24 protein-coding genes are annotated in these 25775 nt (G+C 61.2%); 15 read left to right on the forward strand and 9 right to left on the reverse strand.

The features are described 5' to 3' along the window. The coding region (locus PXJ20_RS30970; protein ID WP_421057471.1) for a cytochrome c1 at nt 1–306 on the forward strand (306 nt) is incomplete at its 5' end. 189 nt (nt 307–495) lie between these two features. On the opposite strand, the gene PXJ20_RS30975 is transcribed toward PXJ20_RS30970, so the two are convergent. The 3 genes from PXJ20_RS30975 to PXJ20_RS30985 all read right to left on the reverse strand — a co-directional run bounded on the left by PXJ20_RS30975 (nt 496) and on the right by PXJ20_RS30985 (nt 3200). Continuing rightward, nucleotides 496–1803 carry a hypothetical protein gene (locus PXJ20_RS30975; protein ID WP_421031222.1) on the reverse strand — a complete coding sequence of 436 codons (1308 nt, stop codon included), beginning with the start codon at nt 1801–1803 and terminating at the stop codon, nt 496–498. Continuing rightward, nucleotides 1803–2036: a DUF2249 domain-containing protein gene (locus tag PXJ20_RS30980; protein ID WP_421031221.1), complete on the reverse strand. Its 234-nt coding sequence runs from the start codon at nt 2034–2036 to the stop codon at nt 1803–1805. Before PXJ20_RS30980 ends, PXJ20_RS30975 begins: the two co-directional genes overlap by 1 nt. Before the next feature lie 192 nt (nt 2037–2228). Further along, nucleotides 2229–3200 carry an AraC family transcriptional regulator N-terminal domain-containing protein gene (locus tag PXJ20_RS30985; protein ID WP_421032604.1) on the reverse strand — a complete coding sequence of 324 codons (972 nt, stop codon included), beginning with the start codon at nt 3198–3200 and terminating at the stop codon, nt 2229–2231. A 94-nt stretch (nt 3201–3294) separates the two neighbouring features. On the opposite strand from PXJ20_RS30985, the gene PXJ20_RS30990 reads away from it, so the two are divergent. Continuing rightward, nucleotides 3295–4128 carry an oxidoreductase gene (locus tag PXJ20_RS30990; protein WP_277599345.1) on the forward strand — a complete coding sequence of 278 codons (834 nt, stop codon included), beginning with the start codon at nt 3295–3297 and terminating at the stop codon, nt 4126–4128. A gap of 31 nt (nt 4129–4159) precedes the next feature. Here the strand turns inward: PXJ20_RS30990 and PXJ20_RS30995 are convergent, their stop codons facing one another. The 6 genes from PXJ20_RS30995 to PXJ20_RS31020 all read right to left on the reverse strand — a co-directional run bounded on the left by PXJ20_RS30995 (nt 4160) and on the right by PXJ20_RS31020 (nt 10762). Then, on the reverse strand, nt 4160–4987 hold the full coding sequence (locus PXJ20_RS30995; protein ID WP_421031220.1) for an ABC transporter permease: 828 nt from the start codon (nt 4985–4987) through the stop codon (nt 4160–4162). Nucleotides 4988–5017: 30 nt separating this feature from the next. Continuing rightward, nucleotides 5018–6271 carry an ABC transporter permease gene (locus PXJ20_RS31000; protein WP_421032603.1) on the reverse strand — a complete coding sequence of 418 codons (1254 nt, stop codon included), beginning with the start codon at nt 6269–6271 and terminating at the stop codon, nt 5018–5020. Between the two features lie 40 nt (nt 6272–6311). Beyond that, nucleotides 6312–7358 (reverse strand): ABC transporter substrate-binding protein, encoded by a 1047-nt coding sequence (locus PXJ20_RS31005; protein ID WP_421032602.1) that lies wholly within the window; start codon nt 7356–7358, stop codon nt 6312–6314. A 1-nt stretch (nt 7359) separates the two neighbouring features. Then, nucleotides 7360–8541, reverse strand: coding sequence for an ABC transporter ATP-binding protein (locus PXJ20_RS31010; RefSeq protein WP_421031219.1), 1182 nt, complete (start codon nt 8539–8541; stop codon nt 7360–7362). 21 nt (nt 8542–8562) lie between these two features. Beyond that, entirely contained in the window at nt 8563–9699 is a 1137-nt protein-coding gene (locus tag PXJ20_RS31015; protein ID WP_421031218.1) for a Rieske 2Fe-2S domain-containing protein, read from the reverse strand. A gap of 136 nt (nt 9700–9835) precedes the next feature. Beyond that, on the reverse strand, nt 9836–10762 hold the full coding sequence (locus tag PXJ20_RS31020) for a LysR family transcriptional regulator (RefSeq protein WP_026121940.1): 927 nt from the start codon (nt 10760–10762) through the stop codon (nt 9836–9838). A 166-nt stretch (nt 10763–10928) separates the two neighbouring features. Between PXJ20_RS31020 and PXJ20_RS31025 the strand changes: the two genes are divergently transcribed. The 13 genes from PXJ20_RS31025 to PXJ20_RS31085 all read left to right on the forward strand — a co-directional run bounded on the left by PXJ20_RS31025 (nt 10929) and on the right by PXJ20_RS31085 (nt 25659). Next, entirely contained in the window at nt 10929–12239 is a 1311-nt protein-coding gene (locus PXJ20_RS31025; protein WP_421031217.1) for a flavin-containing monooxygenase, read from the forward strand. A 54-nt stretch (nt 12240–12293) separates the two neighbouring features. Continuing rightward, nucleotides 12294–12731, forward strand: a complete 438-nt coding sequence (locus PXJ20_RS31030) for a RidA family protein (RefSeq protein ID WP_421031216.1) — start codon at nt 12294–12296, stop codon at nt 12729–12731. 10 nt (nt 12732–12741) lie between these two features. Further along, entirely contained in the window at nt 12742–13419 is a 678-nt protein-coding gene (locus PXJ20_RS31035; RefSeq protein WP_421031215.1) for a DUF1028 domain-containing protein, read from the forward strand. After that, nucleotides 13412–14569, forward strand: a complete 1158-nt coding sequence (gene argE, locus PXJ20_RS31040) for an acetylornithine deacetylase (protein WP_421031214.1) — start codon at nt 13412–13414, stop codon at nt 14567–14569. Before PXJ20_RS31035 ends, argE begins: the two co-directional genes overlap by 8 nt. Before the next feature lie 225 nt (nt 14570–14794). After that, on the forward strand, nt 14795–16066 hold the full coding sequence (locus PXJ20_RS31045; protein ID WP_017777252.1) for an ABC transporter substrate-binding protein: 1272 nt from the start codon (nt 14795–14797) through the stop codon (nt 16064–16066). 54 nt (nt 16067–16120) lie between these two features. Continuing rightward, nucleotides 16121–16999: a carbohydrate ABC transporter permease gene (locus tag PXJ20_RS31050; protein WP_413214207.1), complete on the forward strand. Its 879-nt coding sequence runs from the start codon at nt 16121–16123 to the stop codon at nt 16997–16999. Then, nucleotides 16987–17799, forward strand: coding sequence for a carbohydrate ABC transporter permease (locus PXJ20_RS31055; protein WP_421031213.1), 813 nt, complete (start codon nt 16987–16989; stop codon nt 17797–17799). Before PXJ20_RS31050 ends, PXJ20_RS31055 begins: the two co-directional genes overlap by 13 nt. Nucleotides 17800–17812: 13 nt before the next feature. Next, the gene (locus PXJ20_RS31060) at nt 17813–18847 is read left to right on the forward strand and encodes an NAD(P)-dependent alcohol dehydrogenase (RefSeq protein WP_421031212.1); all 1035 of its coding nucleotides are present in this window, start codon (nt 17813–17815) and stop codon (nt 18845–18847) included. Nucleotides 18848–18850: 3 nt separating this feature from the next. Then, complete coding sequence (locus PXJ20_RS31065) at nt 18851–20035, forward strand: ABC transporter ATP-binding protein (RefSeq protein ID WP_277599355.1); 1185 nt, start codon at nt 18851–18853, stop codon at nt 20033–20035. Nucleotides 20036–20082: 47 nt separating this feature from the next. Next, entirely contained in the window at nt 20083–20976 is an 894-nt protein-coding gene (locus PXJ20_RS31070; protein WP_277599356.1) for an AraC family transcriptional regulator, read from the forward strand. Between the two features lie 66 nt (nt 20977–21042). Beyond that, nucleotides 21043–22512: a xylulokinase gene (gene xylB / locus PXJ20_RS31075; RefSeq protein ID WP_421031211.1), complete on the forward strand. Its 1470-nt coding sequence runs from the start codon at nt 21043–21045 to the stop codon at nt 22510–22512. Nucleotides 22513–22657: 145 nt separating this feature from the next. Further along, nucleotides 22658–24031, forward strand: a complete 1374-nt coding sequence (locus PXJ20_RS31080; protein WP_421031210.1) for an alpha/beta hydrolase family protein — start codon at nt 22658–22660, stop codon at nt 24029–24031. Nucleotides 24032–24306: 275 nt separating this feature from the next. Next, entirely contained in the window at nt 24307–25659 is a 1353-nt protein-coding gene (locus tag PXJ20_RS31085) for an MFS transporter (protein WP_017777260.1), read from the forward strand. Nucleotides 25660–25775: the final 116 nt, after the last annotated feature.

The raw sequence follows: 25775 nt of genomic DNA on the forward strand, positions 1-25775 counted from the left end.
GTGGGCATGCCGCACGTGCTGTGGCAGCTGCAGGGGCAGCGCGCGGCGAAGTTCGAGGACGTGGTGGACGAGCGCACGGGCGAGAAGGAGCACCGCTTTGCGGGCTACGACCAGCTCACGCCGGGGACGCTGTCGCGGGTGGATTATGATTCTGCGGTGGCGGACCTGGTGGCGTACCTGTCGTGGATGTCCGAGCCGCAGCAGAAGGCGCGCCGGCAGATCGGGGTGTGGGTGCTGCTGTTCCTGGGCCTGCTGAGCTTTTTTGCCTGGCGACTGAACGCCGCTTACTGGAAAGAGATCAAATAATGGCTCAGTCGTTTCCACGGCGACTGGCCTGACCTCCGTCTTGACGACTGCCCCCGCAACGTGCCGGAATTTTCATGAAGTGACTCGCATGAGTTGCACATGAAGGCGCGGGGGCAGCCGTTCGATTGTTGGCATCGCGAACTATCACCAGCACGTGCCAGCGATACCTGGATAACAGATGCCGCCTGTTCAGCGAGCGTTCGATTCGATCGATGCGATCTGACGCTTGGCGCGCAAATACAGCCGGATAGCGCCGATCACGTTGATGCCCAGCCATACCGCTGAGCCCCCCGCCGCCAGCGCACCCATGCGTACAAATGCGATAGGCCGAACACTGGCAGCCAGCAGGAAAAGCAGGGCGAGCAGATGCGCCCAGAATTGCCTTTGTGCCATGCGATCCGGAATCATGTCTTTGACCTTGGGCACGACGGCTATGGGAGCGGTCCTGAGCAAGTTTTGTGCGTGATACCAGAGCAGAAACGGAATGATCTTGTATAGCATGCCGTTGATCGATGACCACGCCACGCCGAAGATGAACAACACACCCAGCGTGATGGGCCCCGGTGGATTGCCGGTTGCGGTCTGCACCATCCACAGCGGCGCACAGCACACGAGACTCACCATAGCCGTGCGCCAGAACAGCGTAGTGGCGTCATATCCCGAACGTTTTCGTGTCCACAACAGGTACAGGGTAACGGCCGCAAATATCGCGTAGGCGAGAAACAATAGAAACCCTAACGATCTTTCAACCCGGGGGAATATCGCGGCATTGAAAGAGATTACCACAAGCAACACGAAGACAAAGGGCGCAAGTCCGCGTGCAAGCGTTCGGGGATAGACCTCCGTCACCTGGAACATGGGAATCAGCTGGTAAGCAATGCCCATCGTCAGCAATCCCACCCAGCCTGATAGACCCCACATGGCATGAAGGTCCGTGAGCGTGATCAATGGGAGCGGCACTGGCCAGACTTGCGAGCCAGCCAGAATGGCGCCCAGGGCCGTGGTTGCGAGCAAGGCGATGAGCGCCAGCCGGGTGGCATTGAGCACGTCGGCGGACCCCTTGAATGCTTCGTCGCGATGTTGCCAAAAGCCCGTGAAGCATGCGGCAAACAACCAGAGAAGCGCGGCTGAAAGCAGCAGCAACGCCGGCAGGAAGAGCCGTTGTAAGGAAAAGAGGAAAGCCGCGGAGAGCGTCAGCGTGCCCAGCGTAAGTAGCGCATGGACGGCCATGGCGGTTGTGTGTGTCCATGCAATTCGTACGCCGGTGGCTACAGGAAGTATCTGGATCAACGCACCTGTCATCACGCTGGTGAGGATACCCAGCGTGAAGAGGTGCGTGAGCGCGAGAGAGGCGGGCGACCAGCGCGACGTGAATGCATCGGGCCCGTCCCACAGTAAAAGGCCTGCGGCCAGCAATGCAAATAGCGGCGCGTTGAGAAAGAACCGCAGCGGCACGGAAAGCGTCGGCGAACTGTCGAGAGAAAGCTGACGCCGCATCACTGCCCCTGCCAGATACAGATTTCCCGGCAGCCGTCGACCATCACATCGACGCTGTACTCGAAGCCGTTCCTCCTGAGTATGCCGTAGAGCGGCACCGGTTCGCGATCGATCACCATGCGCAAGTAGCGATCTCGCTGCAACGACCCTAGCGCATCCAGAACACGTTCCAGCGGTTCTGGCGGGTCGAGGCCGCGAAGGTCGAGAGTCGTCTCGCAAGCGGATGGTTTCATCGGAAATACTTCATGTGTAGCGCTGTTTCGCGCAGTATGCGCGGTGGGACTCAGCCACGTAACAGTACCCGAGTGTGCAAAAGTTTCGCCAGATAACCTTATCCGCGTCGCATGTAAAACGTTCATGGTGTCTGTTGCGGCGTGAACTCCCGAGCCCTGGCCGTGGCGAGAGACCTCACGGCTTACCGGTGCTTAGTGCGACGAGACGTAGGTTGCGTGCGGGAACGCAGGTGCAATCGCGAAGTTCTCGCGCATGCGCTTCGTCTCCGCCGCAGGGGTCAAGCCGAACAGGCGCTTGAACTCTCTGCTGAACTGGGACGGGCTCGTGTAGCCCACCGCGAGGCTCGCGGCTTCCGCGGTCAGGTCTTCGCGAACCATCAAGAGCCGGGCTTGATGCAGACGCGTCGATTTCACGTACTGCATCGGCGATGCCTGCGTGATGGTCTTGAAATGATGGTGGAAGCTTGGAGGGCTCATGCCCGCTTCGTCGGCAAGCAGCTTCACGTCGAGCGACTGCGCGTAGCGCGCGTGAATGAGGCGCAGTGCCTGGCCGATCTTTCCGAACTGTCCTCGCATCGACAAGGCCTCACGCATCGAGCCTCCCTGAGGCCCGGTGAGTACGCGGAAATACAGCTCGCGCAGCAACCCAGGGCCCAATACGGCGGCTTCAAGCGGCTTGCGCATCGCGTCGAGGAGGCGCAGTACGGACGCTGACATCGTGTTGTCCATCGGCGTCGACATCATGCTCAATGGTGGTTGTGCACTCGTTGTTCCACCTTCGCTGTCGATCTGTGCCGCGAGTTCGGCAGCCATGGCGAAGTCGAGATGCAAATACAGCGCAAGCAGCGGACGCTGCGCCGTTGCGTCCGTTTCCATGCTGAACGGAACGGGCACCGAAACGGCCAGATAGTGATGCTCGTCATAGAGATAGAGTTGGTCGCCGAAGTAACCTCGCTTGCGACCCTGGCAGACGATCACGATGCCCGGGTCGTAAAGGACCGGCGTGCGCGAAAGCGGTCGATTCGAACGCAGAATGCGCACGCCCGGTAGCGGTGTCAGGTTGTAGCCTTCCTCGGGCGCCAACGCGTGCAGCAAGGCAACCAGGCGCTTGCGGTCGCTCCGGGAGCGCTCTGGACCAGATATCGAGGCACGCTTCGTGCTCATAGTTTTGTGCAAGAAAAACAGGGGAATTTGGCTTATACCGTCGTGGTTGAAAGAGTAGCATGCATTCTCCAATTGACATCCGGGAGAAGCTTCCGTGGCATCCAGCAAAATCTTGCTCATCACAGGCGTCAGCAGCGGTTTTGGCCGCGCGCTCGCCGAAGAGGCCCTGTCGGAGGGGCACACAGTTGTCGGGACTGTACGCAGTAACGAGGCAAAGCGTGATTTCGAGTCTTTGTCTGCGAACGCCGCATTTGCGCGCGTACTTGACGTGACCGACTTCGATGCGATCGACGGCATTGTGCGGGACATCGAGACGTCTGTCGGCCCTGTGGACGTACTCGTGAACAATGCGGGTTATGGGCACGAAGGTATCGTGGAGGAATCGCCGTTGTCGGAACTGCGCAGGCAATTCGACGTGAACGTGTTCGGCGCAGTCGCCATGATCAAGGCCGTGCTGCCATTCATGCGTGAACGCCGACGCGGTCACATCCTGAACATCACGTCGATGGGCGGCTTCATTACGATGCCGGGAATTGCTTACTATTGCGGGAGCAAATTCGCCCTGGAGGGCATCTCCGAGGCGCTCGGCAAAGAGGTCAAACCGCTCGGCATTGCGGTGACGGCCGTGGCGCCCGGCGGGTTTCGCACCGACTGGGCGGGCCGCTCGATGACACGAACACCGCGGTCGATTCCGGACTATGACGAAGTTTTCGATCCTGTGCGCAAAGCGCGCGCGGAGCGAAGCGGCAAGCAGCCGGGAGACCCGAAGAAAGCGGCGCGCGCAATGCTCACCGCGATTGCTTCGGATCATCCGCCTGCGCATCTGTTGCTTGGCACCGATGCGATCGGGTTGGTGCGAAACAAGCTGTCGGCATTGGCCGAAGAGATTCAGGCGTGGGAGGCCGTTACTGTCTCGACGGACTGCTGAAAACCGCAGACGTTTCCGATACCGCGGGCGGTCAGACCAACGCCTGACTGGCCGCGGCCGCGCGCCCGCGCAGCCAGTTGATGCTCGCGAACAGCAGCACGGCAAAAACAATGAGCATGGTTGCCACGGCTAGAATGGACGGATCGATTGAATCGCGAATGCCGCTCCACATCTGGCGAGGAACAGTCTTTTGTTCCGGGCCGCCAATGAAAAGAATCACGATGACTTCATCGAACGAGGTGGCGAAAGCGAACACACTGCCCGTTGCCACAGCGGGCGTAATGAGCGGCAAGGTGACGCGACGAAACGCGGTCCACGGTGCTGCGCCAAGACCGGACGCGGCACGCAGCAGGCTTTGATCGAACGAAAGCAACGAGGCCGTCACCGTGATGACGACAAACGGCGTGCCGAGCGCCGCATGCGCGAGCACGACCCCTGGATAGGAATTGACGAGCCCTAGCGGCGCGAAGATCAGGTAGAACCCCGAAGCAACGACGACAATCGGCACGATCATTGGCGATATGACGATGGGCATGATGACCGCGCGCAACGGGAATTGCGAACGCGACAGGCCCAACGCGGCGAGCGTGCCGAGGCATGTCGCGATCAACGTGGAAGCTGCGCCAATGCCAATGCTGTTTAGCAACGCGCGTTGCCAGTCCGCGCTCGTCAGGGCCTGTTCGTACCAGCGGAACGAAAAACCCTGCAGTGGATAGGAGAAGTACGAGCCCGAGTTGAACGAGAGCGGGATGATGGCGAGAATCGGCGCGACCAGAAAGAACAGCACGATCGCGGAGTGCACGCGCACCCAGCGTGCGGCCATGCGCTCCGTCAGCACCGTATTGCGTTTGTCTTGCATGAGTTTTCCTTCCAGGCGGAGTGGCCTCGATCAACCGAACCGCAAGCGGTCGATGCCGACGATACGGTTGAACAGGAAATAGAAAATTGCCGTAAAGATCACGAGATAGGCCGACAGCGCACCCGCGAGTCCCCAATTGAGCTGCGTGTTGGTTTGAGTGGCGATGAGCTGGCTGATCATCTCGTCCCCGGCACCGCCGAGCAGTGCGGGTGTGATGTAGTAGCCGAGCGCGAGGACGAAGACGAGGAAGCATCCCGCACCGACGCCAGGCAGCGTCTGCGGCATATAAACCCTCACGAACGCCGTGAACGGATGTGCACCGAGTGACTTCGCGGCGCGCACATAAACAGGCGGCACGCTCTTCATCACGGAATAAATGGCGAGAATCATGTAAGGCAATAGCACATGGGTCATGCCGATCAACACGCCCGTGCGATTGAAGACGAGCGGGATGGGATGCGATGCAATGCCGAGTCCGGACAGCACGCCGTTGACCACACCGCCGGGTTGCAGCAACACGTACCATGCTGTCGTGCGCACGAGCAGTGACGTCCAGAACGGGACGATGACGAGAAGCATCAAACGGTTGCTGCTTTTTGCGGGAAGATTTGCGAGCAGCCATGCCACCGGATAGCCGAGCACGAGGCAGAACAGCGTAACGGTTGCGCTGATCCCTATCGTGCGTCCGAAGGCTTCCCGATAGACGGACGCATTGGCGGGCATCGATGCGATCGAGCCCTGCGGCGTGACCTGTGCATCGACGGCGGCAAGCAGATAGTCGGGCGTCGGGGATTCGGCGGCCCGCTTCAGCAAGCGCCATATTTCAGGCGAATTCCAGCGTTCGTCGATCTCGATCAGCGCGGGTTTCCACGCGGGCGGCGTATCGTCGTGAACGTTGCGGGCAGTGCGCATCAACAAGCTGCGAAACTCGGGCAGCGCGAAGTTCAGCCGCCGCGCGACCGTGCCGAGCTGTTCGTTTTCCTGCGCTTCTTTCAAACCGGCTGCAAGCAGCGCGAAGATGTGCTCGTCGGGCACGCCGTGGCCGTCCCACGCATTCAATGCACGCGTGAGCGCAGGCATGCTGTCGGCGAGTTCGTGGTTCTGCACGCTGCGTGAAAGCAGCAGCAGAATCGGGGCGATGAATGTCGAGAGGAGAAATACGATCAGCGGCAATGCGAGTAGAAGCGCCCGCACCGATGCGCGCCGTTGCGCCTTGTTATAGGACGCACGTCCATCGGCTCTCGTTCGAGAATCGGTGATCGAAGCGTGTATCGATGCGGGCATGTTCGTCATCTCGCCTTGCTTGAGTCTTATTGCTTGGGTCTTATTGAGTCAGCCAGACCTGGAAACGCTTGTTGATCGCGTCGGCGTTATCGGCCCAGAAGTTTGCGTTGATCTGTACCGCGCGCTTGAAGTTTTCCGGCGCGGTCGGCATGTCGGCGAGTCGCTGCTTGTCCACCAGCGCTACCGCGTCTTTGCGAGGCGGTGCATAAGCGATGTACTTCGCCAAATCTGCGGACGCCTTGGGTTGAGCCTGCGAAACGATGAATTTCGCCGCCGTATCCGCGTGCTTCGCGCCATTCGGAATGCCCCACCATTCGAAGTCATAGACCTGCGCATCCCAGACCGTCTTGAACGGCTTGTGGTCGTTCTTCACTGCGCCGTCGATGCGACCGTTATAGGCTTGCACCATGACGACCGCGCCGTCGGCGAGTAGCTGCGGCGCCTGCGCGCCCGACTCCCACCACACGATGTCTTTCTTGATGGTGTCGAGCTTCTTGAAGGCGCGATCAACGCCAGCGGGCGTGCCGAGCACCTTATAGACATCCTTGGGCGCCACGCCATCGGCAATCAGTGCCCATTCCATCGCCACCTTCGGCGACTTGCGCAAACCGCGCTTGCCGGGGAATTTCTGCACGTCGAAGAAGTCGTTGACGGTGGTCGGTGGGGTTTTCAGCTTGCTTGTGTCGTAGGCATAGACCGTGGACCACACCATGCTGGCAACCGCGCAATCGCTGATGGAGCCCGGAATGAAGTCGCTGGTCTTGCCGAGCGATTTCTTGTCGAACTTCTTGAGCAGCCCCTCGTCGCAGGCGGTGATCGCGTCGTTGGTTTCCAGATCGATCAGGTCCCACGTCGTGTTCTTCGCCTGCTCCATTGCGGACAGCTTCGCGAGGCCGCCGTCATACGATTCGAGCGAGAACTGCGTGCCGGTGGATTGGGTGAACGGATCCATCCACGCCTTTTTGGCTGCGGCTTCGAATGCGCCGCCGAATGTGACAACGTTCAGCGTTTCTGCAGCCTGCGTGGTCACGGTGGAAAATGCGAGTACGGCAAGTGCGGCGCATTGTGCTTTGAGTCGGGTGCGCATGTCAGTTGGCTCCTGCGGGTGCGGTCGTGATGAGGGAAGGTGAGGGAGTGGCGGGAGAACGGATGGCGGGCGCACGCGCGGGCGTGCTCGTTGCGAGAATCTTGCAGTCGTCGTGGCGCCATGCGACTTCGATGGTGTCCCCGGAAGCCGGCAAAGTGTGGCGCTGCGTATTAGGCACCTTCACGACGATGGAATCGCTCGCGCCAAGCGTCAGATGCACGCGGTGATGATCGCCGCAATACACGAGTTCTTCGACGCGAGCGCGCACGATGTTGTTATGTTCATCCGCATGCGAGCCTTCCACGGCCGGGATGTGCGCGCGTTCGGGGCGCAGCGCAAGCATGGCTTCGTCGCCAACGCGCAGGCCGCGCTCGCATCGTCCGCGAATGATGCTGCCGTCGGAGAGCGCAAGCGTGGCCCAGTTGTCGTCGCAACTCACGACGCGTCCCGCCAAACCGTTGTTCTCGCCCACGAAGTTCGCGACGAACGCATTCTGCGCGTTCTCGTAGAGTTCGCTGGGCGTTGCCGCTTGTTGAATGCGACCATCGGAGAAAACGGCAACACGATCGGACATCGTCAATGCTTCGGCTTGATCGTGCGTGACATAGACGATCGTCAGCGACAACTCGCGATGCAGGCGCATGATTTCGTATTGCATCGTTTCGCGCAGACGCTTGTCGAGCGCGCCGAGTGGCTCGTCCATCAGTACCACGCTCGGTTCGAACACGAGCGCCCGGGCGAGTGCGACGCGTTGTTGCTGTCCACCTGAAAGCTGCGCAGGCCGGCGATTGGCGAGATGCGGCAACTCGATCATGTCGAGCGCGCGCTTGACGCGTGTTTTTTGTTCCGCGCGGCTCACGCGCCGAACGGAAAGCGGAAACGCCACGTTCTCGGCGATGGTCAGATGCGGAAACAGCGCGTAGTTCTGAAACACCATGCCGATGTCGCGCTGATGCGGCGGCTTGTCGTCCAGCCGCTTGCCATCCAGTCGGATCTCGCCTTGCGTAGGCGATTCGAAGCCGGCAAGCATCATCAGCGTGGTCGTCTTGCCCGAGCCCGATGGCCCCAGCAGCGACAGGAATTCTCCCTTGCGCACGTCGAGGTTCAGATCATCGACGACATAGTTCGCGCCATCGTACGATTTGCTCACGCCCGAGAACGAAATGAAGGAAGGGTTTGACATCGTGATGGCGTCCTGTCTTTCTTAATGCGATTGCAGCTTGCCCGCGAGATAGCGTGCGAAGTCATAGTTAGGGCGTTCGAGATGGCTGAGGTGCCCCGGCTTCGCGAGCGGCGCGTGCACGCCGCGAAACACGGCTTCTACACCGCGTCTGTCTTCGGCATTGACGTCGTCGAGCAGCTTCTTAAGCGTGATCATGTGCGTATTCGCTTCGGTATCCGAGATAAATTCGGGCGCGAGGCCGCCGCCGAAGCGGATGTGAACCTGCCCGACACCTTGTGGCTGGAGCGCGAGATACCAGAAATAGCCTGGCGTCAGCGTGACGAGATGCGTCGGATAAATCGCGAGCAAAGCCGTGGTCTTGCGCCAGGGGCCCGTCAGGCGCGTGTTGTCGGGGTGTGCATTGCCAATGGGCAGCGATGCCTCTTTCGTGATCCAGTGATAGTTGAAGGCTGCCTGACCGGGCGGGCATTCCATTTCTTCGAGCTTCGAATGCGGACCGACCGTGGCGCGATGCAGCATCGGCAGGTGATAGCTTTCCATGAAGTTTTCCGCGAGGATCTTCCAGTTCGTGTCCCACACGTGTTCTTCATAGAACGTCTCGACGTAATCGCTCATGCCGTACGGCTCGATCAGCGTAGTCAGCCCGGCGAGGTGCTCGCGCACCGAAGGCGCCGCGGCATCGAGCGTCACGTAGATCCAGCCCTGCCATTCCTCGCAGCGCACCGCGGGCAGTCTGTAGTGCTCTTTGCAGAAGCCTTCCTGGCGGTCCATCATGGGCGCGCCCTTCAACGCGCCGTCGAACGCGTAGTTCCACCCGTGATAAGGACAGATGACGCGACGCACGTTGCCGCGCCCTTCGAGCAGTACCGACATGCGATGCAGGCACACATTGGACATCGCTTTGAGCTGCATGTGCTCGTCGCGCAGGACGACGACCGGTTGTGCGCCGATTCGCGCCGTCAGGTAATCACCAGGCGCCTTGAGGGCGCTTGCGCGCCCCAGACATTGCCATTCGCGCCCGAAGATGTGCTGCTCTTCTAGCGCCAGAAAATCGGCCGACGTATAGACACCGGGCGGCATGGAGCGAGCATCGCTGAACGGGCGATCGCATCCGTCGCGCAGGGCATTGATCAGCTTGTTCAGTGCCGCGTTGTCCATGACGTATTCCTTGCATGCCTTTCGAAACAAGCGCTTGACGCAACGCGCTCGACATGGACGGAATCTATCAAGCCAATATGCCAGTCAAAATATTGTTTTTGGATACAAGGCAAAGCTTTTGGCTATGCAACGGCCTTCAAGGGTCGAGGTGCAGCCGCCGAATGTAGTTCTCGCAGAACGATGCAAAGCGATGTACCACTTGCCGTGGCTTCATGGTGCGCGATTGCGCGATGCCGAGCGTCGTCGCGTTGACGTTGTCTTTGAAGCGCTTGATGACGAATTCCTCGCCGTCCACGGTGCGAGTGGACTTGAGCGGGAAGTTCAACAGGCTGTAGCCGAGCCCGTTGGCTACCATGCCGCGCACCACTTCCGGTTGCGACGAGCGGAACGCGGGCACGGGGCGGCTGCCCACAGCATCGAAAAGCGCGGCGAAATATTCGCGACTATGCGGCAGATCGAGCATTACGTAGGGCTCGTGCAAGAGATCGGCCAGCGAAATCTTGCGTGCACGCGCGAGGCGATGGGTGCGCGGCAGGATCGCGTAGGGCGGCAGGGAAAGCAGCGGCGTGAAGGCGATGTCTTCGGTCAGATCGAGACTATAGGTCAGCGCTATATCGAGCGAGCCGTCGTGCAGGCCACGCAGCAGGGCATCCTGGTGCTCCTCCACGGTGCGAAATGAAATGCCTGCATGAGCTTCCGTAAAGCGGCTGATGAGTCCCGGCATCAAAGGCGGCGCAAGCGACACGAGGCAACCGAGCGCAATGGCGCCCGTCATGCCGCCATCCATCTCCTTGGCGGCCATCTGCAGTTCTTCGGCGATCTTGAGCAGGTTGCGCGCCTGGCCCAGCAGATCACGCCCCGCTTGCGTAAGCGACAGACCGCTTGCGTGGTGCCGGATAAAAAGCTGCACGCCGAAAGACACTTCGAGATCCGCCAAAGCGGTCGAAACGGAAGGCTGCGAAATATGCAGTTCCTTGGCCGCGGCGGTGAAGGACAAGGTTTCCGCGGTCACCACGAAGTACCGCAACTGGCGCAGCGAGTAGCGTAACGGAAGGTTTTCCATCGACGGCGCTCCACGGTTCAGGGCTCGAATGCGGCGCATTGTGGCGTCGACAAAAAAGCTTGCATAGGAAATTCCGATGCCATGCATTTTTTGAAAATATTTTGTCGATCCTTCCCCGGCGCGTAGATTCCGACGACGACATTCGGCCTCCCGGAAGGACATAGCCATGACAGTGGAAACAATATCGATCGATACGCTGGTAGTCGGCGCAGGCCAGGCCGGCGTCGCCATGAGCGAACATTTGAGCCGGCACGGCGTGCCGCATCTCGTGCTGGAACGCGCGCGCATTGCGGAGCGCTGGCGCACGGCGCGATGGGATTCGCTCGTTGCCAACGGTCCGGCGTGGCACGACCGCTTCCCCAATATGGAGTTCGCCGAGACAGCGCCCGATGGCTTTGCGCCCAAGGAAGAAGTGGCGGACTATTTCGTTGCTTATGCCAAAAAATTCGATGCGCCGATTCGCACCGGCGTGGAAGTGAAGCAGGTCGTGCGCAACAACGGGCGGCCGGGTTTTACCATCGACACGTCGGACGGCGTGATTGAAGCGAGGCGCGTGGTGGTCGCCACGGGGCCGTTTCAGAAGCCGGTGATTCCGCCCATCGCGCCGCAAGAAGCAGCGCTTCTGCAAATTCATTCCGCCGACTATCGCAACCCGCAGCAATTGCCCGAAGGCGGTGTTCTCGTCGTGGGCGCGGGATCGTCGGGCGTTCAGATCGCCGATGAATTGCAGCGCGCCGGCAAGCGCGTGTTTCTGTCGGTGGGTGCGCACGACCGGCCGCCGCGCGCGTATCGCGGACGCGACTTCTGCTGGTGGCTTGGCGTGCTTGGCGAATGGGATACCGAGGTCATGAAGCCGGGGCGCGAGCACGTGACCATCGCCGTGAGCGGTGCGCGTGGCGGGCAAACCGTGGATTTTCGCCGGCTGGCACATCAGGGCATCACGCTGGTCGGTCTGACGACATCATTCGAGGGCAACGTCGCGCATTTCAACGCCGATCTCGCCGAAAACATTGCACGCGGCGACGAAAACTATTTGTCGCTGCTCGATGCCGCGGACGCCTACGTCGTGCGCAACGGTCTTCATCTTCCCGATGAACCCGAAGCGCGCATCATCCCGCCGGACCCCGAATGCATGACCCGTCCCCTGCTGAAACTCGATCTTGCGCAAGCGGGCGTGACGTCGATCATCTGGGCGACAGGCTTTGCAACCGACTTCGGATGGCTGCAAGTCGATACGTTCGATGAGAAGGGCAAGCCCAGGCACCAGCGTGGCGTATCGAAAGAGCCGGGCGTGTACTTTCTCGGCTTGCCGTGGCTGTCGCGACGCGGTTCAGCGTTCATCTGGGGCGTGTGGCATGACGCGAGGCATATTGCGGACCACATCGTCATGCAGCGCAAGTATCAGACGTATTACGACGGGCCGGAATCGCAGGTGAGGAACGAACAGCTTGAGCAGAAGGTTCAAGCAACCGCGTGATACGAGAATCAGGCAGCCCCCCAGGCAGATCCCCAAGACAACGAAGGTGAATCGATGAGCCAACCGACGCATACCCGCATCCGCATGTTCAACACGAAGGATACGTACCCAAACCAAACGCTCGACAACGATCTTTGCCAGGCTGTGCGTGCGGGCAATACCGTTTATGTCCGCGGCCAGGTGGGCACCGATTTCGACGGCAATCTCGTGGGCCTGGGCGATGCGCGCGCGCAGGCCGAGCAGGCCATGAAGAACGTGAAGCAATTGCTGGAAGAGGCGGGCGGCGACCTGTCGCACATCGTCAAGACGACGACGTATCTGACCGACGTGCGCTATCGCGAGCCGGTCTATCGGGAAGTCGGCAAATGGTTGAAAGGCGTGTTCCCGATTTCGACCGGTCTCACCGTCGTCGCACTGGGCCAGCCGCAATGGCTGATGGAAATCGACGTCATCGCCGTCATTCCGGATGGTTGGACGCCGCCGAAGGCATAAAGGAGGGCGCATGACTTTTTCTATCGTCGGACGTTGCGAGAAGACGGGGCAACTGGGTATTGCGATCAGTTCGTCGAGCATTGCAGTGGGCGCACGTTGTCCGTGGCTGCGTGCGGGCGTGGGTGCGGTCGCGACGCAGAACGTTACGTTGCCCGCGCTTGGGCCGCGCGTTCTCGACCTTCTTGACAGCAAGAAGATCGAGCCATCGCAGGCCTTGAAACAGGCGCTCGATGCAGATGAATGGCGCGAGTATCGCCAGGTGACGGTTATCGATGCACGGGGTCAAACCGCATTCTTCAGCGGCAAGGAAGCACTTGGAACGTATCACGCGCTCGCAGGCGAACAATGCGTCGCGGCGGGCAACATGCTTGCTGGCGTTCACGTTATCGAGGCGATGCCGGTTGCGTTTTCCAACGCGCAGGGCATGCTCGCTGACCGTCTGCTCGCAGCGATGCAGGCGGCTATGGCCGCAGGCGGTGAAGCCGGCCCTGTCCATTCGGCGGCGTTGAAGATCGTCAGCAACTTGAGCTGGCCGCTCGTAGATCTGCGGGTCGATTGGGTCGACAACGATCCCATTGGCCAGCTCGGCAGCCTGTGGGCCGCATATAAGCCACAGATGCAAGACTACGTCATACGCGCCCTGAATCCGACCACCGCACCCAGCTACGGAGTACCAGGCGATGAATGAGGTGTCGAGTCGCTCGCTGCTCGAAAAGCTGGTGAGCTACGCGACAGTTAGCCGTGACTCCAATCTCGCGCTGGTCGGATTCGTTCGCGACTTTCTCGCACAACATGGCGTCGAATGCGAACTGTTTTACAACGACGCGCGCACCAAGGCGAATCTCTTCGCGACGATCGGGCCGCCGGATCGCGGCGGCATCGCGCTGTCGGGTCATACGGACGTGGTGCCCGTGGAGGGGCAGGCGTGGACCGTCGATCCCTTCCGTCTCGTCGAAAAGGAGGGCCGCCTGTATGGACGCGGCACCGCGGATATGAAGGGCTTTCTGGCATCGGTGCTCGCGGCGGTGCCTATGTTCATTGAACGCGATCTGCGGATGCCCGTGCATCTCGCGTTCTCGTACGACGAAGAGGTGGGATGCCTGGGCGTTCGGCCGATGCTGGACGAACTTGCACGGCGTGAATATAAGCCGGTGCTGTGTCTGATCGGCGAGCCGACTGAGTTGAAGCCCGTGCTGGGACACAAAGGCAAGCTCGCCATGCGTTGTTGTGTGAAGGGTGCGGCGTGCCATTCCGCCTACGCACCGTACGGCGTGAACGCGATTCAGTATGCGGCACGTCTGATCAATCATCTCGAAGAAATCGGACAGGCACTCGCGCAGCCCGAGCATCACGACGAACGATTCGATCCACCGTACTCGACCGTGCAAACGGGCGTTATCCGGGGTGGACGGGCGCTCAACATCGTGCCCGCCGAATGCGAGTTCGACTTCGAAGTGCGAGCGTTGCCGGGCTTCGATGCCGACACGGTTGCGCATCGATTGCAGCGGTACGCCGAATCCGAACTGCTGCCGAAGATGCGCGCCGTGAAGCCGGATACCGACATTACCCTTCAATCGCTTTCAGCCTATCCAGGATTGGCGACGTCGCCGCAGAGCGAGGCAGCGCGCCTGGTCGCACTGCTTTCGGGCTCGACAGAATTCGGCACGGTCGCGTTCGGCACCGAAGGCGGCTTGTTCGAGCAAGCTGGAATTCCAACGGTCGTATGTGGGCCGGGCAGTATGGATCAGGGGCATAAGCCCGATGAATTCGTGAGCGTCGAGCAACTGCACGCTTGCGACGCAATGCTTGTTCGGCTGGCCGACTACCTTTCGGTGTGACCTCACGCGCCCCATCGGGCGTACGGACCGGCCGCCGGGCCGGTCTTTTCCGGTAATACAAATTTCCGCACCGCACACAAACATTGAGAAAAAAGTATCGATGGCGGCGCCGCTTTGGCGTGGCTGACGCGATAACGCGGGTGGTACTGTGCACACGCTATCCGCTGGGATGCATGGAGGTCCGGCTGATAACGAGAATTCCAATCAAGATTCCAGGAGACAGCTGTGAACAGATTCCACCATAGCGCACTGTGTGCGCTCATCGGCGCGACCGTGCCGGTCATATCGTTCGCGCAATCGTGCAATGTGCCTGTACTGAAGGTCTTGGGACAGAAAACGCTAGGCCTGGCGGTGATGGAGAAGTCGCTGCCGGACTATGAAAAGAAGAGCGGCACGAAGATCGAGATCAGCTATTTCGGTGAAAGCGACCGGCGCGCAAAATCGCGGCTCGATGCTTCGACAGGCGCGGGTTCGTACCAGATCTATTACGTGGACGAAGCCAACGTCTCGGAGTTTGCGCAGGCGGGCTGGATCGTTCCGCTGCTCAAGTACTACCCGAAGGAAGCCGACTACGACGACTTTCTTCCGGCGCGTCGTGCGGTGGCAAGCTACAAGAATGTGGCGTATTTCGCACCCCTGATCGGTGGTTCGGATTTCCTGTTCTATCGCCGCGACCTGCTCGAGAAGGCCCACATGCCCGTGCCGCGCACGCTCGACGAACTCGTTGCGGACATCAAAAAGCTCAACGCACCGCCGAATCTATACGGGTGGGTGGCGCGCGGCCAGCGCGGTTCAGGCATGAACGTCTGGCGCTGGGCGCCGTTCATGTTGGGTGAAGGCGGTACGTGGACAGACAAGTCGGGCCAGGCCGACTTCAACTCGCCGGCTGTCGTGAAGGCGACACAGCTCTATACCGATCTGTTCCGCTACGCGCCGCCCGGTTCGACCACGTATGACTGGAGCAACGCGCTCGAAGCGTTCCGTTCCGGCAAGGTGGCGTTCATGATCGAATCCACGCCATTTGCGGACTGGATGGAAGACCCGACCAAGTCGAGCGTCGTGGACAAGGTGGGTTACGCACGACCGCCTGCACCGCTGCCCTCGGCGGCCTATGGGCACGGTCTCGCCATCTCCGCAGTGGGTGCGAAGGACGAGTGCACGCGCCAGGCGGCGGGCAAATTTATCGCGTGGGCAACGAGCAAGGAACAGGAGCAGGCGCGCCTGCGCGCGAACGTGTTCAGCGACTACAACCGCACGAGCACGATTCAGAGCGACTACTTTCAGAAGCACGTGAAGCCGCAGATTCTGGCCGGCCTGAAAGATACCGGTCCTGTCTCTCAGGTCACGTTCTGGCGCACGCCGCAGTGGCCTGATATCGGCGACAACCTGGGCGTCGCGCTCGAAGAGGTCTTCACTGGTACGCAGAAAGACATCCAGGGCGCGTTGAACGACGCCGTGCAGTACGCCCAGGATGCGATGGAACACGGGCGCAAGTGACCTGTCCCCGGGGCACGGCAACGTGCCCTGTCCCGATGCACGCTGGAGCAGGCAATGTTCAATCGCGGCAAGACCAGTCTTCCGTTCGTGTTTCTCGTGCCGCCGCTCGTCGTGATGGCGGTGCTGGGTCTCGTACCCACGGTGGCGGCCATCAATCTCGCGCTCAAGAACCGTGTGCTGCGGTACCCGGATAGCGAGTACGTCTGGTTTCGCAATTTCCTGCGTCTCGCAACAGATCGGCGCTTCATCAATTCCATCGAGGTCTCCGCGATCTGGGAGATCGTCACGGTGTTAGGCGCCGTCGCGGTGGGTGTCGTGATCGCTGTCTACCTGTTCGAGAACGTGCATGGGCGCATGCGCAACCTGATCGGTGTCCTGCTGATTGTGCCGGTTCTGCTGCCCCGCGTTTCGGCTGCGTTCATCTGGAAGTTCATGTATTCGCCGTTGAGCGGCATTCTGAGCTGGCTGCTCGGTGTGGTCGGCGTGCCCAATACGGCGTTCCTGTCCGACCCGGCCGTGGCGCTCTACGCTGTTGCGCTGGTCGACATCTGGCAATGGGGCCTGTTCTTTGCCGTGGTGGTGCTGAAGCTGCTGGAGACGCTGCCGCCCGAGCCGCTTGAGGCCGCGCGGCTCGACTATGCGAAGACCTGGCAGGTCTACGCGTGGATTGCGCTACCCATGCTCAGAGCGCCCATCATGAGCCTCGTCTTCATCAAGATGGTCGAGTCGTTGCGTTCGTTCGACCTGATCTACGTGATGACCAAAGGCGGCCCCGGCGTTTCCACCGAAACGCTGGACATGTATGCCTATTCGCAAGGAATCGGCCTTTCCGGAAAAGTTTCGTACGCGTCGAGCATGGCAGTCCTGATGATGATCGCGACGACCCTCATCTTTACCTTGATCTGGAAGCGGGTGAACAAATGGGAAGACTGATATCCCGCAGCACGGTCTTGCTGTTTGGCGCCGCGCTCGTGCTGGTAGCGGCATTTCCGCTCTTCTGGGCAGTGCTCAACTCGCTCAAGCATTTGCTCGACATCGTCACACCCACGCCGCGTTTCATCTTCACGCCGACGCTCAGCAACTACCGTCAGGTCATCTCGAGCCCTGAAGTGCTCGTTGCGCTGCAAAACAGCGCGTTGATCGTGGGGACGGCCGTCGTGCTGGGGACCGCGCTCGGCGTGCCGGCGGCCTACGTGATTGCGCGCTTTCATGTGCCGGCCAAGCGCGACATCCAGTTCTTCCTGCTGTCGCTGCGCTTTTTGCCGCCTGTTGCGGTGGCGATTCCGCTCATCGCGATCTGGATCGACCTGGGGCTCTACGACACGCGGCTCTCCATGATCGTGACGTATCTGCTGACCACGCTTTCGACTATCACATGGCTTTCGATTCCCGTGTTCCAGCGCATGCCGCGCGAGATCGAGGAGGCCGCGACGCTGGACGGCTACGGTCCCTACGCCGTGTTCTGGCGCATTGCGCTGCCTACCTGCGGCAGCACGCTAATGGGCGGCATCGTGTTTAGTTTCGTACTGGTCTGGAACGAACTGATGATTGCGCTTGCGCTCACGTCTTCGCGCAGCGCGACGCTACCTGTCGTGGCGTCCGCTTTCACGTCGCTGGGGCAAGAGGTGCCTTGGGGCGTCATTAATGCCTCAACGGTGTTGCTGGCCATCCCGCCCATCATTTTCGTGGGCGTGCTGAGCCGCCTGTTGAACTCAATGCTGAAAGGAAAGTAAGGAGAATGCTCTGATGAAGGCCCTTGTACTCGAAGAAGCACGCCGCCTGAGCCTGCGCGACATCGACCTGCCGCTGGCGGTCGGGCCGCGCGACGTCAAGATTCGTATCCACACCGTTGGTGTCTGCGGGAGCGACGTTCACTACTTCACGCACGGCCGTATCGGGCCGTTCACGGTGGAGCAGCCGATGGTGCTCGGGCATGAGGCTTCGGGCACCGTGGTGGAAGTGGGCGCGGAGGTGAGTCACCTGAACGTGGGCGACCGCGTCTGCATGGAGCCCGGTATTCCGCAGTTCGATTCGCCGGCCACGATGCGCGGCCTCTACAATCTCGACCCCGCTGTGCGCTTCTGGGCCACGCCACCCATTCACGGTTGCCTCACGCCGTATGTGGTGCACCCGGCGGCTTTCACGTATCGCCTGCCCGATAACGTGACGTTCGCAGAAGGCGCGATCGTCGAGCCGCTTTCCATCGGCCTGCAGGCCGCCAAGAAGGCGGCCATGAAGCCCGGCGACGTGGCAGTCGTGATCGGCGCCGGCACTATCGGCGCGATGACCACACTCGCGGCGCTTGCAGGCGGCGCATCACGCGTGATTCTCGCCGACGTGGTGAAGGAGAAACTCGCGCATTTCGCAAATCATCCTGCAGTGGTCACCGTGCACGCCGCCGAACAGTCGCTGCCCGACGTGGTACGGCAGGTCACGCAGGGCTGGGGCGCCGACGTCGTGTTCGAAGCATCGGGCAACGCCGCCGTGTTCGAAACGCTGCTCGATCTTGTGTGCCCCGGTGGTTGTGCGGTACTCGTAGGCATGCCGGCCAAGCCCGTTGCGCTCGACGTCGTCGCAATGCAGGCCAGGGAAGTGCGGCTCGAGTCAGTATTTCGTTATGCCAATATCTTCCCGCGGGCGCTTGCACTGATCAGCTCGGGGGCGATTGACGTGAAGCCGTTCATCTCGCGCAAGTTCGCGTTCTCGCAGGGCGTGAAGGCGTTCGAGGAAGCTGCGGCCGGACGCCCCGAAGACGTCAAGATCCAGATCGAGATGGATTGAGCCATGGCCAATATCGTCTGCAAGGGGCTGACCAAGCAGTACGACAGCGGGGCGCCCGTGCTGCATCCGCTCGACCTGCATATCGACGAGGGCGAGTTCGTCGTACTGCTGGGTCCGTCGGGTTGCGGGAAATCCACCATGCTGAGGATGATCGCTGGGCTTGAAGAGATCACCGGCGGCGACCTGCTGATAGGTGGCGCGGTGGTGAACCAGGTGCCCGCGCGCGAGCGCAACGTCGCAATGGTGTTTCAGAACTACGCGCTCTATCCGCACATGAACGTGTACGACAACATCGCGTTCGGTCTGCGGCGGCTCAAGACGCCGAAAGACGAAATCGACCGGCGTGTGCGCGAGGTGGCCGCCATGCTCAACCTCGACGCACTGCTCGAGCGCAAGCCGCGGGCGATGTCTGGCGGCCAGCAGCAGCGCGCGGCCATTGCGCGGGCGATGATCAAGACACCTGCCGTGTTCCTCTTCGACGAACCGCTTTCGAATCTGGACGCGCAACTGCGGGCGCAGTTGCGCACCGACATCAAACGCCTGCATCAACGTCTGAAGACGACGACCGTCTACGTGACGCACGACCAACTCGAAGCAATGACGCTTGCCGATCGCGTGATCCTGATGCGCGGCGGCCGCATCGAACAGCAAGGTACGCCGACGGAACTGTACCGGTACCCTCGCACGTCGTTTGCGGCAGGCTTTATTGGTACGCCCGCCATGAACTTTCTGGATGGCGTGGTGGAGCACAGCGGGGACGTCGTTGCGGTGCGAGCGAAGAGCGAACGCTGGGAATTGCACGGTCAACGCTTCAACAGCCTATCCGATGGGCAGGCGGTGAAGCTCGCGATCCGGCCGAACTACGTGCGCGTCAGAACGGCGCCACGCGCGAACGAAACGCTGGCGTTGCATGGCACGGTAGAACTGGTCGAGATGCTGGGCGCAGAAGCGCTTGTCACGGTGGATTGCTCGGGCGAGCGGGTAGCCGCGCTGATTCCATCCACCAGCGTGCCAGCGCCTGATGCAAACGTAATGCTCGAGTTCGAGGTACAAGACCTGCACGTGTTCGACGCGAAGAGCGGCGAAAACCTCTCGCTCGATCTGCAGTACGATTCCGCAGGCCGACAATACGGCCACGCCACCCCTAACGCCACCCATCACGCGGCGCCCACGCTGGGTGTGCAGTAGCAACGCCAGGAGGAGCGCCGCGTAGCGACATGTGAAGGAGACGACGCATGAATCCGGATCTCGAACTCGTTCATACCCGGCAGGACGAATCGTTCCGTGCGTGGGTGCACGACTATCCGCACAGGGTCGCGAAATGGCATTTCCATCCGGAGTACGAGATTCACGTCATTCGCGAATCGTCGGGCAAGTGTTTCGTCGGCGACTATATCGGCGACTTCGCGCCGGGCAATCTCGTGTTGACGGGTCCGAACCTGCCGCACAACTGGGTGAGCGACGGCGGCAACGAGATAACCGTGCCGTCGCGTGACCTGGTGCTGCAGTTCTCTCGCGACGCGGTGCAACGCATGGTGTCGGCGTTCGCGGAACTGGGCCCGGTGCTTGCGCTCATCGACGACGCCTCGCGTGGCATCCAGTTTCCCGATCGTCTCGGTCTTTCCATCGCGCCGCTGATCGAAGCGCTTTGCGATGCGCACGGCGCACGCCGCGTGGCGCTGCTCATGACGATTCTCGACGAACTCACACACTGCGCGGATAGAAAAGCGCTGGCGGGGCCGGCGTACGACGTCAACGCGCAGCGTTACATGTCGTCGACGATCAATCAGGTGCTCTCCTACATACGCCAGAACCTCGCGGGCAATCTGCGCGAGATCGACGTCGCAGAACTGTCCGGCATGAGCATCAGCACGTTCACGCGGTTTTTCAAGCGACATACCGGCTGCACCTTTGTGCAGTACCAGAACCGGCTGCGCCTGAACGAGGCGTGCGAGCTGCTCATGTGCACGAGCCTCGGCGTGACGGACATCTGCTACCGCGTGGGCTTCAACAACGTGTCGAATTTCAATCGGCAATTTCTGGCGCAGAAAGGCATACCGCCATCGAAGTTTCGCGCACTGCACCGGCTCAACGAACCGTCGGCGCACGCACAGAAAGCGGCAGCCTGAAAACGTCTCGCAACGCGTAGCGGGCAATCTCCGCTAACCCTGCCCGCCTTTCAACAGGATCGAACTTTGAGTTATATCGGCATTGATCTCGGTACTTCGGAAGTCAAAGCAGTTCTGACAGACGATTCCTCCAACGTCGTGGCGAGCGCCGGCATTGCACTGCGCGTCGATCGTCCTCATCCTCACTGGTCGGAGCAAAGCCCGCAGGACTGGTGGCAGGCCACCCTCGATGCCATCGATGCGATTCGCGCGGCACAGCCTCACGCATTTGCCCGGTTACGCGGTATCGGCCTTTCAGGGCAGATGCACGGTGCGACGCTGCTCGACCGCGGTGGAAACGTGCTGCGCCCCGCCATTCTCTGGAACGACACGCGTGCCTATGCAGAGTGTGTCGAACTGGAAACACTCGTGCCCGACTCGCGTGCGATTACGGGCAATCTGGCGATGCCCGGCTTCACTGCCCCCAAGCTGCTGTGGCTCTCGAAGTACGAGCCGGCCGTATTCGCCTCCGTGCAGAAAGTCCTGCTGCCGAAGGACTACGTTGCGTGGCGCTTGACGGGCGAGTTCGTCTCCGAGATGTCCGATGCGTCGGGCACCCTGTGGCTCGACGTCGGCAAACGGGACTGGTCCGAACGCATGCTGGAGGCCACGGGCCTGACACGGGAGAACATGCCGCGGCTCGTTGAAGGCAGCGAGCCGGGTGCGCCGTTGCGCGACGATTTGCGGCGTGAATGGGGGCTCAGCGAGCGCGTGACGGTGTGCGGCGGAGCGGGCGACAACGCAGCGAGTGCGATTGGCATTGGCGTGGCAAAGACAGGCGATGCGTTTCTTTCGCTCGGCACATCGGGCGTGCTGTTTGCGGCTACCGGCCGTTACGCGCCGAACCCTGCGCAGGCCGTGCACGCGTTCTGTCATTGCGTGCCGGGGCAATGGCATCAGATGAGCGTGATTCTTTCCGCCGCGGCAAGCCTGCACTGGTTGTCGCGCGTGCTGAAAACGAGCGTGCCCGAACTGGTCGAAATGGCACCCACGGCGGATGCGGCGACCGCACCGATCTTCCTGCCGTATCTCAATGGCGAGCGCACGCCGCATAACGCGGCCGACGCGACGGGCGTGTTCTTCGGCATGACGGCGTCGCACGGTGCGGCGGATTTCGCCTATAGCGTGATGGAGGGCGTGGCGTTTGCGATGACCGACGGTTACGCGGCACTGCAAGGTGCCGGCACGGTGCTGGAGCGTGCATCGTTCATCGGCGGCGGCTCGCGCAGCGCAGTGTGGGGACGGCTCTGCGCAACGGCACTTGGCTTTCCTCTCGATCTTCACGAAGGCAGCGAGGTGGGTGCGGCGCTGGGAGCGGGACGACTCGCGCGTCTTGCCTGCACAGGGGAGGCCCTTGACGCAGTATGCGTCGCGCCGCCAGTGGTCGAGCGATACGAACCGTCCCTGTCGACACGGGCGATGCTGGACGATCGGCTCGCGCGTTATCGGCGCCTGTACTACGCGTTAAAAGACGAATTTCGCGCTTCAACGAGGTAATCGATAAACCCCAACGTCCCGACGTTTTGAGATAGCTCAATATCGCCGCCGCAATTAACGACCAGGATTTTCCGGTTGCAGACTATGGGTGAGTACCGCCGCGGTCTGCTCTGAAGCGCCTTTCAGCTATCACGGAGTCTTCCACATGTCGTTTATTGCAAGCATTCTGGCCGCTACGTCCAGAGACCGGGAGGTCAACGAGCCACGACGTACTCTGCTACGGGGCGCGGCCGGAGTAGCGGCAATCGCGCTAACCGATGCACCTGCGGTTGCGGCGGGCGGCGGTCATGCTGGCGCATCGGGTATCGACCGCTCATGCCGCGTCAGCGCCGGGCGGCTCGACAAACTCGTGGCGGCGGCTTATCCGCTTTTCAACAAGCCGGCCATCCTCCCCGCGTTCGATGCAAAGACGCATGGCGCGCGTTTCGATGTCGATCTGCACCGCGTGATCACCTTCACGGTGAATCCCGAAAGCGGAGAGAAGCTCAAGGTGAGCGGGCTTCTTGCGCTTCCTGTTGGGGCAAAGGGCGAGATTCCATTGGTGTCGTGGCAGCACGGCACGATTCTTTCGTTCGACCAGGTGCCGTCCAATCTCACGCTACTCGCCGATGCCGACCGCCAACTGACCGATGCTGCGGACTCCCTGGAAACGCTCTTCAACGTGCACCGTTTCGCGGGGCAGGGCTATGCCGTCATCGCGGCCGATTATGTCGGCAAGGGCCCTTTTCGCGAGGGACATGGCGAAGCCTATGCGGTGAAAGACGTTACCGTTCGCACGTGTCTCGATATTCTCGCGGCCGGTCAGGCGGCCATGCGCAAGCTGGGCGTCACACCATCGAAGCTGTTTCTCCATGGCTGGTCGCAAGGCGCGGTCAATACGCAGTGGCTACATCAGGCATTGCGCAAACAGTCTCGGCCGATTGCGGCAACGGCCGTTGCGAGTCCTTTCAATGACCTGAATGAAGCATGGCGCTTCTGGGCAGGTGCGCAGACCTTCGCTTTGCCCCAAGGCGTGACGACCTATCCGGCGCTTCCGGACTGGATTTCTCTTTGCATGATCGTGACGCTGGGGAGCTACGAACTGCAGTACGGTTTGAAGGGTTTGATGAAAAGCGCGGTCCGGCCTGAGTTTCACGAGTTCGCCACGAAGTTCTGGGCGGACTACAAGCTGGATTTCGATCAGTCGAAGCCCACGCCGACGGGTTCGAACCTGCTCGTCCCCGATTTTTTCGAGCGCTTCACGGCAACGCAAAACAGTGCGTTCCTCCAGCATCTCGCGGCCAATCGCGCCACGTACTGGAATTACGATTGCCCCATCCGCTTCGAGTACGGTCTGGCCGACGAAGCGATTCACCCAGGCATGGTTTACCCGGCCCTGGCAGCGGGAGGACGGTTCGTGACCGGCGTTCCGGTTCAGGGCGGCAGCCATCGGGCGACCTTTCTCGCCGGTCTTTACGGCGACGGCGCGACGCTCGGCGGTTCGAACAACGTCGTAGCGTGGTTCGACAGCGTGCGCTGATACATCGGGTACGCGCTTCATCGGGAGGAACGGATACTGCTCAAGAGCCGTGGCCGGTGCGAGGCGGCGGCTTTAAGACGAACACGGCTTGTACAACCGCCTGGAAAATCCCTCAGTCTGTTGGACCTCGTTTGCGGGCGCTCTTACGATACGGCGGTCCAGGTTTCCGCCGTGCGCGGCTCCCGCGCCTGACCGCGAGACCGACATCAAAATGGGTCCGGCCCGTTGCCCGCAGCCGCGAGGCAGCGAGACGCCGGCCTGAAAAGGAGACATCGATGGAGCTCGAAGCACGCACCATGGCGCGCGTAACGGCACGGCTCGTCCCGTTCCTGATCGTTTGCTATTTCATCGCTTACCTTGATCGCGTCAACGTCGGTTTTGCGGCACTGCAAATGAACAAGGCGCTCGACCTGTCGTCGAGCGCTTTTGGTTTTGGGGCGGGCATCTTCTTCATCGCCTATTTCTTCTTCGAGGTTCCGTCGAATCTGCTGCTCGAACGCTTTGGTGCGCGCCGCTGGATTGCGCGAATCATGTTCACGTGGGGCATTCTGGCCGGCGCGATGGCGTTCATTCCGCATCTCTCGCGCATGACGGGCATGTCGAACGCGCACGTGTTCTACACGCTGCGCATCCTGCTCGGCGTGGCGGAGGCCGGTTTCTTCCCGGGCATCATCTTTCTGCTGACGCTGTGGTTTCCCGCGAAGTACAGGGCGCGCGTGGTCGGCTACTTCATGGCGGCGATTCCGTTGTCCACCGTCATTGGCGGCCCGATCTCCGGTGCGCTGCTCTCGCTGGATGGCAAGAGCGGGCTTGCCGGATGGCAGTGGTTGTATCTGATCGAAGCGGCGCCCGCGCTGATTCTCTCCATTGGCGTGCTGCTTTATCTGACCGACAAGCCTGCCGACGCTCATTGGCTTACCGACGACGAACGCGCGTGGCTCGTCGCGCGCCAGGCGCAGGAGCGCAGGCATCGCGAAGCCGTGCGTTCGTTCAGCGTGGTGGAGGCGCTCTTTAATCCGCGTATTCTCGCCATCGCGCTGATCTATTTCGGCGCGAACGCAACCAACTATGGCCTGAGCTTCTTCCTGCCGCAGATCATCAAGGCGTTCGGCCTCACGAATCTGCAGACCGGTTTCGTGACGTCGCTGCCGTATATCGTGGGCCTTGTGGCCATGCTTTACTGGGGCCGCCATTCGGACCGCAGCCTCGAACGCAAGCGGCACGTCGCGATTGCGCTGGTGATCGCGGCAGCGGGCATCGCGGCGGCGGCGGGGCTGGATAATCCGGTGCTGAAAATGATCGCGCTTTCTATTGCCGGCTTCGGCATCTTCGGGTGTCTGCCGATCATCTGGACGCTGCCCGCGGCGTTCCTGTCCGGCGCGGCTGCGGCAGGTGGCATCGCGGCAGTGAACTCGCTCGGCAATCTCGCCGGTTTCTTCGGCCCGTACGCGATGGGCTGGATCAAAGACGCGACGGGCGGTTTCGGCGCCGGGCTGCTTTGCCTTGCAGGCGCGGGTCTTGTCGGCGCGGCGGCTGCGCTGCTGCTGCATCACAACCGTGCGCTCGAAACGCTGGCCGAACCCGAACGGGGCGAGCCACAGGAAGGCGCCAAGGTCGCAAGGTCATGACGTTCCGCAGTCGTTGTTTGCCTGGCGTCGAGGTCTGCCGTGAGGCCCCGGTCGCGGGATGGGGAGCACAAGGTGTGAGTGGTGTCCGACATAATTGCGAGGATTCCCATCGTGTT

This window comes from Paraburkholderia sp. A1RI_3L, assembly GCF_048957895.1.
In the GTDB taxonomy this organism is placed as follows: domain Bacteria; phylum Pseudomonadota; class Gammaproteobacteria; order Burkholderiales; family Burkholderiaceae; genus Paraburkholderia; species Paraburkholderia kururiensis.

Bases quoted from the DNA above. Each gene is read 5' to 3' on its own strand.
- PXJ20_RS30975 (WP_421031222.1), bottom strand. From the start codon at position 1,803: ATGCGGCGTCAGCTTTCTCTCGACAGTTCGCCGACGCTTTCCGTGCCG.
- PXJ20_RS30980 (WP_421031221.1), bottom strand. From the start codon at position 2,036: ATGAAACCATCCGCTTGCGAGACGACTCTCGACCTTCGCGGCCTCGAC.
- PXJ20_RS30985 (WP_421032604.1), bottom strand. From the start codon at position 3,200: ATGAGCACGAAGCGTGCCTCGATATCTGGTCCAGAGCGCTCCCGGAGC.
- PXJ20_RS30995 (WP_421031220.1), bottom strand. From the start codon at position 4,987: ATGCAAGACAAACGCAATACGGTGCTGACGGAGCGCATGGCCGCACGC.
- PXJ20_RS31000 (WP_421032603.1), bottom strand. From the start codon at position 6,271: ATGCCCGCATCGATACACGCTTCGATCACCGATTCTCGAACGAGAGCC.
- PXJ20_RS31005 (WP_421032602.1), bottom strand. From the start codon at position 7,358: ATGCGCACCCGACTCAAAGCACAATGCGCCGCACTTGCCGTACTCGCA.
- PXJ20_RS31010 (WP_421031219.1), bottom strand. From the start codon at position 8,541: ATGTCAAACCCTTCCTTCATTTCGTTCTCGGGCGTGAGCAAATCGTAC.
- PXJ20_RS31015 (WP_421031218.1), bottom strand. From the start codon at position 9,699: ATGGACAACGCGGCACTGAACAAGCTGATCAATGCCCTGCGCGACGGA.
- PXJ20_RS31020 (WP_026121940.1), bottom strand. From the start codon at position 10,762: ATGGAAAACCTTCCGTTACGCTACTCGCTGCGCCAGTTGCGGTACTTC.
- PXJ20_RS31025 (WP_421031217.1), top strand. From the start codon at position 10,929: ATGACAGTGGAAACAATATCGATCGATACGCTGGTAGTCGGCGCAGGC.
- PXJ20_RS31030 (WP_421031216.1), top strand. From the start codon at position 12,294: ATGAGCCAACCGACGCATACCCGCATCCGCATGTTCAACACGAAGGAT.
- PXJ20_RS31035 (WP_421031215.1), top strand. From the start codon at position 12,742: ATGACTTTTTCTATCGTCGGACGTTGCGAGAAGACGGGGCAACTGGGT.
- argE (WP_421031214.1), top strand. From the start codon at position 13,412: ATGAATGAGGTGTCGAGTCGCTCGCTGCTCGAAAAGCTGGTGAGCTAC.
- PXJ20_RS31050 (WP_413214207.1), top strand. From the start codon at position 16,121: ATGTTCAATCGCGGCAAGACCAGTCTTCCGTTCGTGTTTCTCGTGCCG.
- PXJ20_RS31055 (WP_421031213.1), top strand. From the start codon at position 16,987: ATGGGAAGACTGATATCCCGCAGCACGGTCTTGCTGTTTGGCGCCGCG.
- PXJ20_RS31060 (WP_421031212.1), top strand. From the start codon at position 17,813: ATGAAGGCCCTTGTACTCGAAGAAGCACGCCGCCTGAGCCTGCGCGAC.
- PXJ20_RS31065 (WP_277599355.1), top strand. From the start codon at position 18,851: ATGGCCAATATCGTCTGCAAGGGGCTGACCAAGCAGTACGACAGCGGG.
- PXJ20_RS31070 (WP_277599356.1), top strand. From the start codon at position 20,083: ATGAATCCGGATCTCGAACTCGTTCATACCCGGCAGGACGAATCGTTC.
- PXJ20_RS31080 (WP_421031210.1), top strand. From the start codon at position 22,658: ATGTCGTTTATTGCAAGCATTCTGGCCGCTACGTCCAGAGACCGGGAG.
- PXJ20_RS31085 (WP_017777260.1), top strand. From the start codon at position 24,307: ATGGAGCTCGAAGCACGCACCATGGCGCGCGTAACGGCACGGCTCGTC.